The 12,928-nt window shown below is 72.0% G+C and carries 12 protein-coding genes; 2 read left to right on the forward strand and 10 right to left on the reverse strand.

The genetic code is table 11. The features are described 5' to 3' along the window. Positions 1-193: 193 nt before the first annotated feature. Positions 194-790, reverse strand: a complete 597-nt coding sequence (locus EXW95_RS18740) for a TetR/AcrR family transcriptional regulator (protein WP_174368750.1) — start codon at positions 788-790, stop codon at positions 194-196. Between the two features lie 50 nt (positions 791-840). On the opposite strand from EXW95_RS18740, the gene EXW95_RS18745 reads away from it, so the two are divergent. After that, a complete protein-coding gene (locus EXW95_RS18745) occupies positions 841-3,627 on the forward strand; it encodes a YhgE/Pip domain-containing protein (RefSeq protein WP_254605677.1) in 2,787 nt (928 codons plus the stop codon). A gap of 58 nt (positions 3,628-3,685) precedes the next feature. Here the strand turns inward: EXW95_RS18745 and EXW95_RS18750 are convergent, their stop codons facing one another. The 9 genes from EXW95_RS18750 to EXW95_RS18790 all read right to left on the reverse strand — a co-directional run bounded on the left by EXW95_RS18750 (position 3,686) and on the right by EXW95_RS18790 (position 11,781). Continuing rightward, positions 3,686-4,930 (reverse strand): MFS transporter, encoded by a 1,245-nt coding sequence (locus EXW95_RS18750; protein ID WP_058976460.1) that lies wholly within the window; start codon positions 4,928-4,930, stop codon positions 3,686-3,688. A 39-nt stretch (positions 4,931-4,969) separates the two neighbouring features. Next, positions 4,970-5,728: an RluA family pseudouridine synthase gene (locus tag EXW95_RS18755; RefSeq protein ID WP_174368751.1), complete on the reverse strand. Its 759-nt coding sequence runs from the start codon at positions 5,726-5,728 to the stop codon at positions 4,970-4,972. Further along, entirely contained in the window at positions 5,725-6,315 is a 591-nt protein-coding gene (locus tag EXW95_RS18760; RefSeq protein ID WP_174368752.1) for an NADPH-dependent FMN reductase, read from the reverse strand. Before EXW95_RS18760 ends, EXW95_RS18755 begins: the two co-directional genes overlap by 4 nt. A 43-nt stretch (positions 6,316-6,358) precedes the next feature. Then, entirely contained in the window at positions 6,359-6,721 is a 363-nt protein-coding gene (locus EXW95_RS18765; RefSeq protein ID WP_174368753.1) for a hypothetical protein, read from the reverse strand. A 54-nt stretch (positions 6,722-6,775) separates the two neighbouring features. Then, complete coding sequence (locus EXW95_RS18770; RefSeq protein WP_371810168.1) at positions 6,776-8,278, reverse strand: DUF4127 family protein; 1,503 nt, start codon at positions 8,276-8,278, stop codon at positions 6,776-6,778. A gap of 223 nt (positions 8,279-8,501) precedes the next feature. Next, complete coding sequence (locus tag EXW95_RS18775) at positions 8,502-9,518, reverse strand: hypothetical protein (RefSeq protein WP_174368755.1); 1,017 nt, start codon at positions 9,516-9,518, stop codon at positions 8,502-8,504. 189 nt (positions 9,519-9,707) lie between these two features. Beyond that, complete coding sequence (locus EXW95_RS18780; RefSeq protein ID WP_174368756.1) at positions 9,708-10,481, reverse strand: serine aminopeptidase domain-containing protein; 774 nt, start codon at positions 10,479-10,481, stop codon at positions 9,708-9,710. Continuing rightward, positions 10,478-11,047 (reverse strand): histidine phosphatase family protein, encoded by a 570-nt coding sequence (locus EXW95_RS18785; RefSeq protein WP_371810169.1) that lies wholly within the window; start codon positions 11,045-11,047, stop codon positions 10,478-10,480. The genes EXW95_RS18780 and EXW95_RS18785 overlap by 4 nt, the downstream gene beginning before the upstream one ends. Continuing rightward, positions 11,044-11,781 carry a YkgJ family cysteine cluster protein gene (locus tag EXW95_RS18790; protein WP_174368757.1) on the reverse strand — a complete coding sequence of 246 codons (738 nt, stop codon included), beginning with the start codon at positions 11,779-11,781 and terminating at the stop codon, positions 11,044-11,046. Before EXW95_RS18790 ends, EXW95_RS18785 begins: the two co-directional genes overlap by 4 nt. 78 nt (positions 11,782-11,859) lie before the next feature. On the opposite strand from EXW95_RS18790, the gene EXW95_RS18795 reads away from it, so the two are divergent. Then, positions 11,860-12,873, forward strand: coding sequence for an HD domain-containing phosphohydrolase (locus EXW95_RS18795; RefSeq protein WP_174368758.1), 1,014 nt, complete (start codon positions 11,860-11,862; stop codon positions 12,871-12,873). Positions 12,874-12,928 lie beyond the last annotated feature (55 nt).

The raw sequence follows: 12,928 nt of genomic DNA on the forward strand, positions 1-12,928 counted from the left end.
CGCAGGTGGGCTGCGCGGCGGGACCACGGGAAGAGAGGCCTCGCTCTGCTGAGTCCGGCCTCTCGCGCTGCGGACTTCACTCGGCCCGCGTATTCATTTGTGCGCTGGTGACGTCATGGTACGCCGCCGGGCCTCACAGGAGTGTCACATGCGGGTAAAGCGCTTCTTCACGCTCGGTCTTCATGTTTGGGTTTCATGACCGGTCGGGCGCCGTCCCCTGGAGTCCGGCCTGCACGAAGCGGTCCAGCGTGTCGGACAGCGCCTCGACCTGCGCCGGGGCGAGGTTCGCGGTGATGGCGTGCGACGCGGTCGCCTGGAGCAGCAGGGTCAGGCAGGTCAGCAGGTACGGCGTGCGCACGCGGCCTGCCGGGTGGGTGAGGTGGTGCTGGAGTCGGGTTTCGAGGTCGTGGAAGACCGCCAGTCGGCGTTCGTTGAAGGCGGGGCCGCTGCCGCTCTGGAGCAGGGTCAGCAGGGGTCGTTCCTGGATCAGTTGCGCCAGGATGGCGGCGAAGGGGCGCGGCTGGGCGTGCAGGTCGCGCAGCAGCGGCGCGAGGCGGGTCTCGAATTCGCTGAGGCGCACGTCGAGCAGTTCGGCCAGGATGTCGGTGGTCGAGGTGAAGTAGGCGTACACGGTCGGGCGCGAGATGTTCAGGTGCGCGGCGATGTCGCCCATGCTGACCGCCTCGAAGCCCAGGGTGGTGAACAGGGTTTCGCTGCCGCCCAGGATCTGCTGGCGCCGGTCGGCGGAGGGCAGGCGTCGCCGGGAGGTGGGGGAGGCGGGGGCACTCATGTCCACAGTTTAGCAGATTGCTGACACAATGTCACTTGACAGAGTGTCGGTTGTGGCGCACACTGCGCTCAGTTGACGGAACGTCAGAAACGATCTCCTGCCGAGGTGCCCATGACCCAGCCCCCACCCCCCGCCCCACCCTGCGCGACAGCTACCGCGCCCTGACGCCCACCGAACGCGGCCTGTGGCGCTACCCGATCATGTGGGCCGCCGCGCTGGCCTTCCTGTTCATCCCCATCACCTACGTCGCCGTGTACCTCATGAGCGTCTGGGACCCCGCCGGGAACCTGAACCAGCTGCCCGCCGCCCTCGTGAACCTCGACCGGGGCACCGTCTCACGCGGCGAGAAGATCAACGTCGGCCAGGACCTCGTCAAGGAACTCCGGGACGACCCCCCGGTGGACTTCCGCACCTACCCCAGCGTGCAGGCCGCCCAGCAGGCCGTCCGCAACGGCGAGGTCTACTTCGCCCTGACCATCCCCGCCGACTTCAGCCAGAAGGCCGTCGCGGGCAGCAGCGCCCAGCACGGCCTGCTGCAGCTGTACCGCGCGCCGGGCCTGAACTACTACGCCAGCACCGTCGCCGACCGCGTCGCGGGCACCATCGCCACCGAACTGAACGCCACACTCGGCGAGAACCGCTGGGACGTCGTGCAGACCAGCCTCCAGGACGTCCAGGAGGGCTTCGCCGATATCCGTGACGCCACCCGCAAACTCGCCGACGGCGCCCAGACCCTCACCGACGGCACCCGCACACTGAACACCGGTGCGGGCGACCTCCAGACCGGCGCGGGCAAACTCGCAGGCGGCGCGGACAAACTGGCCGACGGGGCCGGAACCCTCAGCGGCGGCGTCACCCGCCTGACCGGCGGCGTCACCCAGCTCAGCAGCGGCCTGAAACAACTGGAACAGGCCTCCCCCGGCAGGCAGCAACTGCAGCCCCTGCGCGACGGCGCCGCGACACTCACCGCCGGGGCGACCAGCCTGAGCGGCGGCCTGACCCAACTCGCCGCCGGGGGCGACCAGCTCGCCGCGGGCGCCGCGAAACTGAACGCCGGGGCCACCCAGGTCGCGGGCGGCAACGCCCAGCTGGCCACGCAACTGCCGCAACTGGCCGGTGGCCTCGGCGACCTGAACAAGGGAGCCCAGCAGCTCAGCGGCGGGGCCGCGCAGCTGCGCAGCGGCGTCGTCAGCGGCCTGAAGCCCGCCGTGGACGGCGCCGCGCAGCTCCAGGCCGGAGCCCAGAAACTCGGCGCGGGCCTCGGGCAGGCCAGGGGCGGGGCGCAGAAGGCCGCCGACGGCGCTGGGCAACTTGCCGCCGGACTGCCGAAACTGAGCAGCAGCCTCGGGCAGCTGCAGACCGGCGCGGAGACCCTCGCGGATGGCGCCACGCAGCTCAGCGGCGCCGTGAAAGGCACCCCCGCCGCCACCGGCGCGGCCAGCCTCCAGACCGGCGCCACGCAGCTCGCGGGTGGCCTGGGGCAGGCGCAGACGGCCGCGCAGACCGCGAGCAGCGGCGCGCAGCAGCTCGCCACGCAGCTCCCCGGGCTCGTCAGTGGCCTGGGCGAACTCCAGAGCGGCGCCACGCAGCTGCAGGCCGGTGCCGACAAGCTGCAGGCGGGCCTGACCAGCGGCAGCAAGAGCCTGCAGGACGGGGCCGCGCAGGTGCAGAGCGGCGCGCAGAAGCTCGCGCAGGGCGCCGCCAGCGCCCAGGCCGGCGCGCAGAAGGCCGTGACCGGCGCGCAGCAGCTCGCGCAGGGCAGCAAACAGGTCCAGAGCGGCGCGCAGAGCCTCCAGAGCGGCGCCAGGAGTCTCGCGGACAACACCCGCAAGGCCGCGCAGGGCGCCCAGACCCTCGCGAGCGGCGCGAAAGACTTCCAGGCCGGGGTCAACACCCTCGCCGACGGTAACGAGAAGATCAAGGGCGCGCTGGGGCAGATCACCGCGAAACTCCCCGCGCAGAAAGACCTGAACACCCTCGACAGTGGCGGGAAGACCCTCGCCAGCAGCGCCCGGCAGCTCGCCGACGGCGCCAGCAGCCTCGAAGACGGCACCCGCACCCTCAAGAACGGCGCCGGGGACCTGCTGGACGGCGCGCAGAAACTCACCGACGGCCTGAACGAACTGCACGACAAGGTCCCCGCCAGCATCGAGCAGCTGGGCGGCGACCCCACCGGCCTCGCCGAGAGCGTGCAGGTCCGCACCACCAACTTCGCGGACGTTCCCAACAACGGCAACGCCTTCGCGCCGTACTTCATCGCGCTGGCGCTGTGGGTGGGCGCCACCATGACCACCTTCATCTTCCCGTACCTGCTGCTGCCCGAGAGTGGCCGCCAGACCCGGCAGGCCGCCCGCGTGGCCCGCAAACTCACGCAGCCGCTGCTGATCGTGCTGGGGCAGGCGATCATCGTCGTGATCGGCGTGCGCCTGATGGGCGTGCAGTTCGCCACCCCCGGACAGGTCATCCTGACCACCCTGGCGGGCAGCGTGACCTTCCTGCTGGTCATCCTGGCGCTGAACCTCCTGATCGGCCCCGCCGGGCGCATCCTGGCCCTGGTGCTGCTGATCGTGCAGCTCGCCGCGAGCGGCGGCAGCTACCCCGTGGAACTCAGCAACCCGTTCTTCCAGACGCTGCACAACGTCATCCCCGTCACGGACGTCATCAACGCGATGCGCCACGCGATGTTCGGCGCGTTCGAGGGGCAGTACTGGACCTTCATGGGCCGCATGGGCGTCGTGGCGCTCGTCAGCCTGATCGTCGCGCTGCTCAGCCGCCGCCGCTGGGTGTACACCGAGGACAGCAACTTCCGCTCCCCGATCATCACCGACGTCGGCTGACCACCGACACGAAGCGGCCCCCACCTTCCGCAGAGGGTGGGGGCCAGTTCTGTTCCGGTCAGGCCGCAGCTTTCCGGGTGTCCGGCACGTTCCGCACCAGGATCACACCCAGCAGGAAGAACGCCGCCGCGATCCCGAACACCAGCGTGTACCCCAGGTTTCCGCCCTGCGCGTTCCCCCAGTCGAGCAGCTGCCCCTGCGGCAGCCCCACGAACTGCGGCGCGACGAACGCCACGTGCCAGATGCCCATGTCCCGCGCGTAGCTCTTCTCGCTGGGCATGGCGTCGCTGCCCAGCGCCCAGTCCACGCTCGTGAACGCCCCGAAGCCCAGCCCGAACGCGACCGACAGCGCCAGCGCCACCGCGAAACTCGGCGCGAGCAGCAGCAGCAGCGCCGCCACCGCCATGGTCGTCCCCGCCACGTAGATCACGGGCTTGCGGCCGACACGGTCACTCAGCTGCCCGCCCACCACCGCCGACAGGATGCTCGCCACGATGATGCACGCCAGCATCAGCGAACTGCTCAGGACCTCGTTGCGCTGGCGCAGCACGTCCCCGGCGTAGTACTGCAGGAACGGCTGCACGCTGTACTGCCCCAGCGCGAACAGCACCCGCGTGATGAACACCCACAGGAACGGCTTGAACGTGAACAGCTGCGTCCACGGCATGCTCTCCCCGGTCCGGGCGGGCGGCGCGTCCCCCTCCGGCACGCCCCGCATCGTGATGACCGCCGGGACGACCAGCGTCAGCGCGATCAGCACGAACCCCACCACCTGCGGCAGGCCCAGCTGCCCGATCGCGATGCCCGCCACGGCGCCCAGCAGCTGCGCGGTCGCCTGCAGCATCCCCATGATCCCGCTGTAGCGCCCGCGCAGTTCCGGCGGCACCAGTTGCGGAATCAACGCCGAGTACGGCGCCGTCGCGTAATTGTTCCCCAGTTGCACCAGCAGGAACCCCAGCAGGTACACCCAGAAGCCCGTCATGCCGCCCAGCGTCGCGACCGCCACGCCCATCACCGCCAGACCCGCGAGGTTCACGCCCACACCCAGCTTCAGGTACGGCAGGCGCCGCCCGGTCCGGTCACTGTGCGCGCCCACCAGTGGCGGCACGACCAGCGCGATGATCGCCCCGATGGCGGTCAGCGCCCCCAGGTACGTCCCTTTCTGCGCCTCGCCCACGAAACTCACCACGTTCGTGGGCATCAGGATCGTCAGCAGCAGCAGCCAGTGAAAGGCGGAACCGAACCAGAACGCGGACAGCACCCAGGGACTCACCCGGGGGCGTGAAGTGGAGGCAGAGGTCATCGTCCGGCGAGTATACGTGCGCCGCTCACGTTTCAGGGCTCAGATGTCGTCGGGCGGTAGCGCGTCCCAGTACGCCCGCAGGTCCGGCGCGAGCGGCACCTCGGCCACCACCTGCGCGCCGGCCCACGGGAACGCCACGCGCGCCGCGTGCAGCGCCTGCCGCGCCAGCCCCAGCCGCGCCGTCAGTTCCGGCGTCTGGCCCTCCTCCATGAAGCGCAGGAACACGCCGGGGTCCCGCCCGTAGATCTTGTCCCCGACCATCGGCAGGCGCAGGTGCGAGAGGTGCGCGCGGATCTGATGCAGCCGCCCCGAACGTGGGTACGCCTCGATCAGGGTGTGCCCGGCGCGGCGGGCCACCACCCGGAAGTCCGTCACGGCGGGCCGCCCGTCCGGCACGACCCCCTGCCGGATGGCGATGCGGTTCGCGCCGCCCAGGCCCAGGTCGCCCAGCGGGGCGTCCAGCGTGCGCCGCTCCCAGTCCGGCGAGCCGTGCACGAGCGCGAGGTACGTCTTGCCGACCAGATGCGTCTTGAACAGCGTGAAGAACCGCCCCGCCGCCTCCCGGTCCCGCGAGAGGACCTGCGCGCCGCTCGTCTCGCGGTCCAGGCGGTGCGGGGGCGCCAGGTCCGCCTCGCCCGTCTCGCGCTGCATGAACGTCAGCAGGTCCGGGACGTCCACCCGCGCCCGCACCGGATGCGTCAGCCACAGCGCGGGCTTGTGCACCACGTAGAAATCCGGGTGCTCCAGGATCACGCGGGGCTTCTCGGTGGGCGGCAGCAGCGGCGCGCGCCCCGTCACAGTTCCCACACGCTCGCGTAGTCGCGGCCCCGCAGGCGCGCCGAGAGGTCCACGCCCCGGTCCACCGTCCGCGAGAGTCGCCCGCGCAGCCACTCGCCCGGCACGCCCGGCGCGGCCCAGTGCGCGGACGTCGCGTACACGAAGTGCGGGTTCACCACGCAGCGGAAATCCACCATCAGCCCGAACGCGAACGCCCCGTGACTCAGGTACCCGTGATCCAGCCCGCCCGACACCAGGAACGTCACGGGCCGGTCGAACCACGCGCCGTGCAGGCCGCGCGCCTCGTCGCTGCTGCCGGTCAGTTCCACCAGCGCCTTCACGCCCGACCCCAGGCCCCAGTTGTACACCGGCACGCCCAGGAACACCCCGTCCGCCTCACGGACCGCGCGGTGGTACACCCCGGCGTGCGGATGCGCGTAGCAGCCCTGCGGGCCCTGGTCGTTGTCGAAGGGCGGCAGTGGAGTGGCGCGCAGGTCGAGGTGCGTGACCTCGTGCCCCTGCGCCCGCAACTGCGCGGCAGCAAGGTCGCACAGCCACGCGCTGCGGCTTTCCGGGTCGAGGCTGGTCGAGAGGACAGCGAACTTCACCCGGACAGGGTAGCGTCCCGCCGGACGCGTGCCCCTACAAGCATCACTCGGTGGTCGTGTGGACCGAGCCGCCCTCGCCGATCACCACGCGCGCCGACTGGTTGTCCAGCGCCCCCAGGGCCACCTCGGCCCCGCCCACCTGCACGGTCGCCTGACCCTCGACCGGCACCCGCCACGACTGATGCGGCCACAGGCGCGCCCGTTCCACGCACCCGCTCGGGCCACACACGCGCAGGCCCGACAGGACCTGACCGGACTGGTTGGCGACCTCCACGCCGCCCGCCACGCCGAACAGCAGCCACGCCCACGCCACCAGCGTCCCCAGGCCCAGCAGGCCGCCCGCCACCGACCACGCGGGAACAGGGGCGGCGGGCCGGGGGCGGACGGTGGGCGCAGGCGCGTTCATGCCCCCAGTGTGCCGCGCGTCTGTCCGTTGCACATCAGCCGTTTGATGCAGGCGTCACGATCCGCCGGACACCGCTTCGGTCACTTTTAATGGCACCACGCCCGTGAACAGGCGCGGCCACGCCAGATGCGGCTCGCCCAGCTCCAGGCTCAGGCCGCGCCCCGCGAAGTGCGCGTCCCACACGGCCTGCACGCGCGGGGGCAGCAGCTCACGCAGGGCCGCCTCGGCGTCCGCGCGCTGCTCGCCCAGATCGAAGGGACTGGGGTTGCCCAGCCGCTCGCGGACCAGCGATCGGACCTCGGCCTGGTACAGCACGTCGTCCGCGATGCGGGCCAGCAGCGCCTCCGCGTGCGCCGCGCGGTCCGTCACGAGCGGCGCGAGTTTCCCGAACGCCACCGCCGACCCCAGCGTGTTCCCCGCCGTGTTCCACGCGCTGAACCCCGCCAGTTTCGCCAGCGGCAGCCCCTCCATGAGCGTCCACAGCCGCGCCTCGGCGCCGTTCGGGTACGCGATGTCCGCCACGCTCACGGCCCGCCCGGCCCGCAGGTCCGCGCGCAGCGCGTCCACGAACGCCGGGAGGTGCCGGTGCGGCGTGTCCACCGTCGCGAAGTCCGGCTGCCGGTGCGCCTGCCGCGTGCCCGGCGTGTTCACCGCCAGCACGAACGCCGCCTCCTGCACGGAGTCCGCCAGTCGGCACCCCGCCGCGCGCAGGTGCGCCCGCACGAGTTCCCCCGCCGGGCGATCCTCGTACAGCAGCTCCGCACCCGCCCCGCCCAGCCCACAGAAGCGCACCCACACCGGCACCTCCTCCGGGCGCAGCGCGCGGGCCAGCAGCGCGCACGGCACCTCGTCCGCGCCGGGGTACACGTCCAGGCGGTCCCACACGCCCAGCACGTCCGCACGGGCCTCCAGCAGACGCCGGTCGAAGGCCGCCAGCCCGTACGGCGTGGTGTCGTCCAGCGTGAGGCACAGGTGACTCAGCACCCCCCCCGCGAGCAGGTCCAGCGCGGCCAGATGCAGCGCCCGGTTCCGCTCGCGGGTGCCCACCCAGTCCGCGAGGATGTCCGCCGGAACCGCCGCGCGGGCCGCGTCCAGCGCCGCGCGGTCCGACTCGCCGTGCCGCGCGTGCCGGTCGAACGCCGCCGAGTACGCCCGCAACTCGCGGCCCCACTCGCCGTAGTACGCCTTCTCCTCGTGCGGGTCGTTGTCGTGCGCCACCCGCACGATCACCCCGAACGCATAGATCCGCAGCGCCGGATGCGCGGCCTTCAGCTCCGCCAGAATCGCCAGCCGTTCCAGCGCCCCCGCCAGCGGGTCCGACACCCGCCGCGCCGGGATCATCCCGCCCAGGCACAGCGTCTCCAGGCACACGACCAGTACGTCCGCGTCCGCCGCCCCGGCCCGCAGCCACGCCGCGAGCGCCCCGGTGTCGCCCGGCGTGAAGAAGTCCGGCAGCGCCGCCGCCGGGGGCACCCGAACCTCCGCGCCGGTCATGCGGGCCAGCTGCACGGGCAGGTCCAGGGTGGGCGGGCGGGTATCCGGCGGAACGAGCAGCACGCGGAGTGCAAGCACCGGCTGCGAGTCCCGGCATTCCGGAACGCCACCGGAATCCCGTCCATCTGCGCCGAAAGCGTGCCTGTTGCTGCGACCTCCGGTCGGGTTCGTCTGCGACTCACCGCATTGCTCTGTCATCCGCCCGAGGCTAGCAGGCCCCGCTACTGGAGAGGTGCAAGGCGTGGGGGTGGCTGACCATCTCGCCGCCCCCCTTTCTACCGGCCTCTCAGGCCGCGCTGGTCGCTCCCGCCGGGCGCAGCCTGCGCCACAGCCAGTGCCCGCCCGCGATCAGCCACGCCAGGATGAACACCAGCACGTACTCGATGACGGGGATGCGGATCACCTCGTTCAGCTTGTCCCAGCCGCGCCCGCTGTACACCAGCGTCACCAGCGCCACGAACGCGGCGATGGCGGTCCAGCGCGCCCAGCGGGGCCAGCCCAGGCCGTACATCTGCGTGGCGATGAAGATCGCGCCGAACCCGAACGCGAACATCGGCCACAGGCCCTTGCCCTGCCCGTACGCCACGAGCGCGCCGTGCACGAGCACCGCGACCTCCAGGCTGGTCGTCCACGCGCGGTTCAGGTGCGCCCGCGTGAAGAACAGGCTGCCCTGCACCAGCAGCAGGAACATGTAGATGAAGCCGATCAGGTGCCCCGGCGTGGACACGGTCGGATGGAACCAGAAGGTGTAGATGGTCGCCCACGCGAACACGTACCCGTGATACCGCTTCACCACGCCGATGGCGCTGTCGGGCACGCCCGCGCTGCGGCCGAACAGCAGGCCCCGGCGGCGGCTTTCCATCAGGATCACCATGACGAGCAGCAGGATGACCGAGCCCTGCGAACTGAACACGCTGACGTCCTGCGCCAGCCCGTCGTAGAAGACGTGCGTCTGGATCAGGTGCAACAGGATGAACGCGGCATTCACGCCCAGCGCCCACACGTTGAACCAGTGCAGGCCGCCCGTGTACCCGGGCCGCTGCACCTGCGCGCGGTAGATCAGCCACCAGATGATCACCTGATGCAGCAGGTACGGCAGCCACGCGCTCAGGCGCGTCCAGACGGTCGCCTCCGGCAGCTTCCAGTAGTACCAGGCGGCCCCCTGGTCCGGCAGCAGCCGCACACCCTCCAGGCGCGGGCCGAGCAGCCAGATCAGGGCAGTGAACAGGAAACTGAACGCGATGCCGCCCAGCAGCGCGCGGTTGGCCGAGGGGCCGGAAGGATCAGAAACGGGTTTCTCCACCCCATGAGCGTACCGTGAAGCTCACGTAACCCTCCACACAATCCGGAGGATGGGTCATACGGATTCCGTCTGTTTCGTTGACAACCCGGGACAGCACCGGGTTGCCAACTCCACGCCCGGAACCCGTTTCGCTCCTGCTCGCTCCGCTCGGGTTGAAAGTTTTTGCAAACCTTTCAACCGGAGTCCGTATCAGTCGTCCGCCAGCAGGAACGCCACCGTATCGTCCCGCATCCGCACGCTGGTGTAATGCCCGACGCCCGGATACACCGCCCCTCGCAGGGCCTCCGGACGACCCGCCGAGGCGTACGCCGCGCGGTAGGCGGCGACAGTGGGCGCATGGTGATCCTCCAGTGGGAACACCGGGTCCGCCCCGCCACTCCCCAGGAACAGCGGCGTGGGTACGGCGTCCGCCGCGTGCTCCAGCGGTCGATGCCGGTCCAGGAACGCCTGGAGGTCCGGGCGGCGCACCTCCGGTTCGTGCCACACGCCGGACGTGATCAGCGCCGCCGCCCGCGCGACCCGCGCCTCCGTCCGCGCGAGGGTCTGCGCCACGTACCCGCCCATGCTGGACCCCACCACCCACACCGGCACCCGCCCGTAAGCCGCCTGCGTGGCGTCCAGCAGCGCCGGAGCCTCCATCACCGTGCGGCGCACGCTCTCCCACACGAACTCGCGGGCGTTCAGTCCCGGCGGGGTGTCGCCCTGCCGCTCGCCGTGCAGCGCCGCGTCCGGCAGGATCACCGCCGCACCCCACGCGGCCAGCGCGGCGTACACGCCCAGCTTGCCCTCCTTGGCCGCCCACGCGCCGTGGTACACGACGCAGACCGCCCGCACCTCCCGGCCCGGCGCGGGGCGTTCCACCAGACACGGCACGCCCGCCAGGAGGTGCCGTTCCACCGCGTACGGCTGCCCGCCCACCAGCGGCGCGGCGTGCGGATCACCGGGATGGAACGCGCGGGTCACGCCGGGAGATCCAGGCGGATCGGCGTGACCCCCGGCGTCCAGAGCCACACGTCCGGGTTGCGCAGCGCCGCCCACCCGTCATAGTCCAGTCCCAGCAGCAGCGCCAGGAGGTTGCCGTGAGTGACCACCACCGTCACCCCATCCGGGTCACGGTGCGTGTCCAGCGCCGCCTGAGCGCGCCCACGGGCCGCCGCGCCGGACTCGCCCCCCGGCAGGGCCAGCGTGTCGTCCGCGAAGCTGTCCCGCAGCCGCTCGCGCCAGTCCGTGCGGGGCACGCCGGTCAGGACCCGCTCGGTCAGGCGGTCGTCGGGCGTGACCGGCAGACCCAGCGCCGCCGCCAGTGGGGCCGCCGTGTCCACGGCACGCCGCCAGGGGCTGCTGATGACCCGCGTCACGCCCAGCCCGCCCAGCGCGGGCACCAGCGCCGCCGCGCCCGCCTGGCCCTCCGGGGTGAGTGCCGCGTCCGGTGCCTGCCCCGCCGCGCGGGCGTGCCGCACCAGCAGCAGCGTCCCCGGCGGCAATGTTCCCGGCAGCAGGGGAGAGGCCGACAGGGCCGGGGCGGTCACGCGAATTCCAGCAGCATGCGGTGCGCCAGCCCCCGCCCCGACGCCCGCTGCCACGCCGCGCGCGTATCCCCGGCCAGGATCGCCCCCATGAACCGCTCGTCCCGCGCCAGGGTCGTCAGCACCCAGTAGTCGCCCCAGACCTCCACGCCCCAGGCGTCCACCATCGCGCGGGACGCCGTCTCCCAGATGGGTTCGCTCAGGTGCTCCAGCGGCGCGATGAAATGCAGCTCACCGTCCGTGCCGGGCGTCCGCGCGACCTCGCGGCGGTACTCGGCCCGCTCGCGGGCGGTCATGCGCTCCCACACGCCCGCCTCGCAGAAATGCGCCGGGAACGCACTGAACGTGTCCCGGCAGCGGGTCGGCCGCGCCTCGTAGCGGCTGCACCCCCCGGTCTCCCGGTCCAGGATCGGGCAGAAGCCCACCTCGGTCCGGTGACGCTGCACGTACTCGTCGTCACTGCGGGCCGTCCGGGCATTCGCGATCGCCGCGCGGGCATGCGCCTCCACCGCCGCCGCCAGCGTCTCGTCCAGCTCGGCGGCCATGACCAGCGCCTCGGCCAGACTCACGCGGATCGGCATGTTGCAGCACGCCACGCACCCCGACGCGCAGTACACCCGCCCACCCTGACGCGCGTAGCGGTCCATCCACTCGCCCGCCCGGCGACCATACCGCCCGTACGCGCGCTGCACGGCCACCATCACGCCCGCGTTCACTACCTGCACCTCGTCCCTCATGCCGCGCAGCCTAGAGCATCCGCCCCACGCGGATCGTGCCCCGCCCGGGCTGCTCCGCGTGCGTATACTGACCGCAACGTGTTCAGGCGTCCCCGCACCCCCCAGACCCCGACCGGCACTCCAGACCCGCGCAAGACCGGGATCAACCAGGAGCCGCTCGACCCGACACGCGTGCTGGCCGACCTCGTGTCGCGCCCCACCCAGGAGGGCGTGCTGGAAGGCGCCCTGTCCTACGCCGCCACCCTGATGGGCGGCAACGTGCAGGGCTACGCCGTCGTCCGGCGCGGCCAGGACCGCGTCGCCGCCGTGTTCGAGTACCCCAAGACCCTGCTGGGCCTCGCCCTGACCGGCCCCTGGGCGCAGATGCGCTCGCGGGTCGTCCCGGACGGCAGCCGCGAACTGTTCGACACGAACGGCCCCGAGATCACCGCCCAGCTCGAACAGGCCGGACTGAGTGGCGCCCAGATCAGCCTCGTCGTGCCCCTGAGCGTCCGGGGACGCCACCTGGGCGCCCTGATCCTCGACCGCGCCAGCAGCGAGGGCATCCCGCCCGCTGTGCAGGAGGCCGTCACCAAGTGGGCCGCCGCCGTCGCCCCGATCCTCAGCATCCTCGAAGGACGCGAGGAATGGAAACAGGCCGCCCGGCAACTGACCGGCGCCCTCGTCGAGGCCGTCGAGAGTCAGGACTTCGACTCGCTGGGCCACGCGCAGTCCGTCACGGACATCGCCCAGAAACTCGGCCGCGCCGTCGGCCTGACCGAACGCGAACTGGAGGAACTGTGGTTCGCGTCCATGCTCCACGACATCGGCAAGATCCACGGCGAGCAGGGCCACGCGCAGGTCGGCGCGAACTTCCTGCACGGCGTCCCCCACCTGACCGAGGCGCAGAAGGCCATCCGCCACCACCACGAACGCTACGACGGTCAGGGCGAACCTGACAAGCTGAGCGGCGAGGACATCCCCCTGTACGCCCGCATCCTGGCCGTCGCGAACGCCTACGTGCGCCTGGGCGGCCTGGACCGCCTGAAACCCCAGGCGGGCAAGGGCCTCGACGCCCGCCTGGTCGGCCTGCTGGAGAAACTCCCGCAGTGACCCCCACCGCATGACCCTCCGCACCACCCACCCCGGCGAACCCCCGAGGGTCCTG

It is taken from the genome of Deinococcus sp. JMULE3 (assembly GCF_013337115.1).
Lineage (GTDB): Bacteria > Deinococcota > Deinococci > Deinococcales > Deinococcaceae > Deinococcus.

Excerpts from the sequence above, each read along its gene's own strand:
- EXW95_RS18790 (WP_174368757.1), bottom strand. The coding sequence starts at position 11,781 with ATGAGGGACGAGGTGCAGGTAGTGAACGCGGGCGTGATGGTGGCCGTG.
- EXW95_RS18740 (WP_174368750.1), bottom strand. The coding sequence starts at position 790 with ATGAGTGCCCCCGCCTCCCCCACCTCCCGGCGACGCCTGCCCTCCGCC.
- EXW95_RS18765 (WP_174368753.1), bottom strand. The coding sequence starts at position 6,721 with ATGAACGCGCCTGCGCCCACCGTCCGCCCCCGGCCCGCCGCCCCTGTT.
- EXW95_RS18750 (WP_058976460.1), bottom strand. The coding sequence starts at position 4,930 with ATGACCTCTGCCTCCACTTCACGCCCCCGGGTGAGTCCCTGGGTGCTG.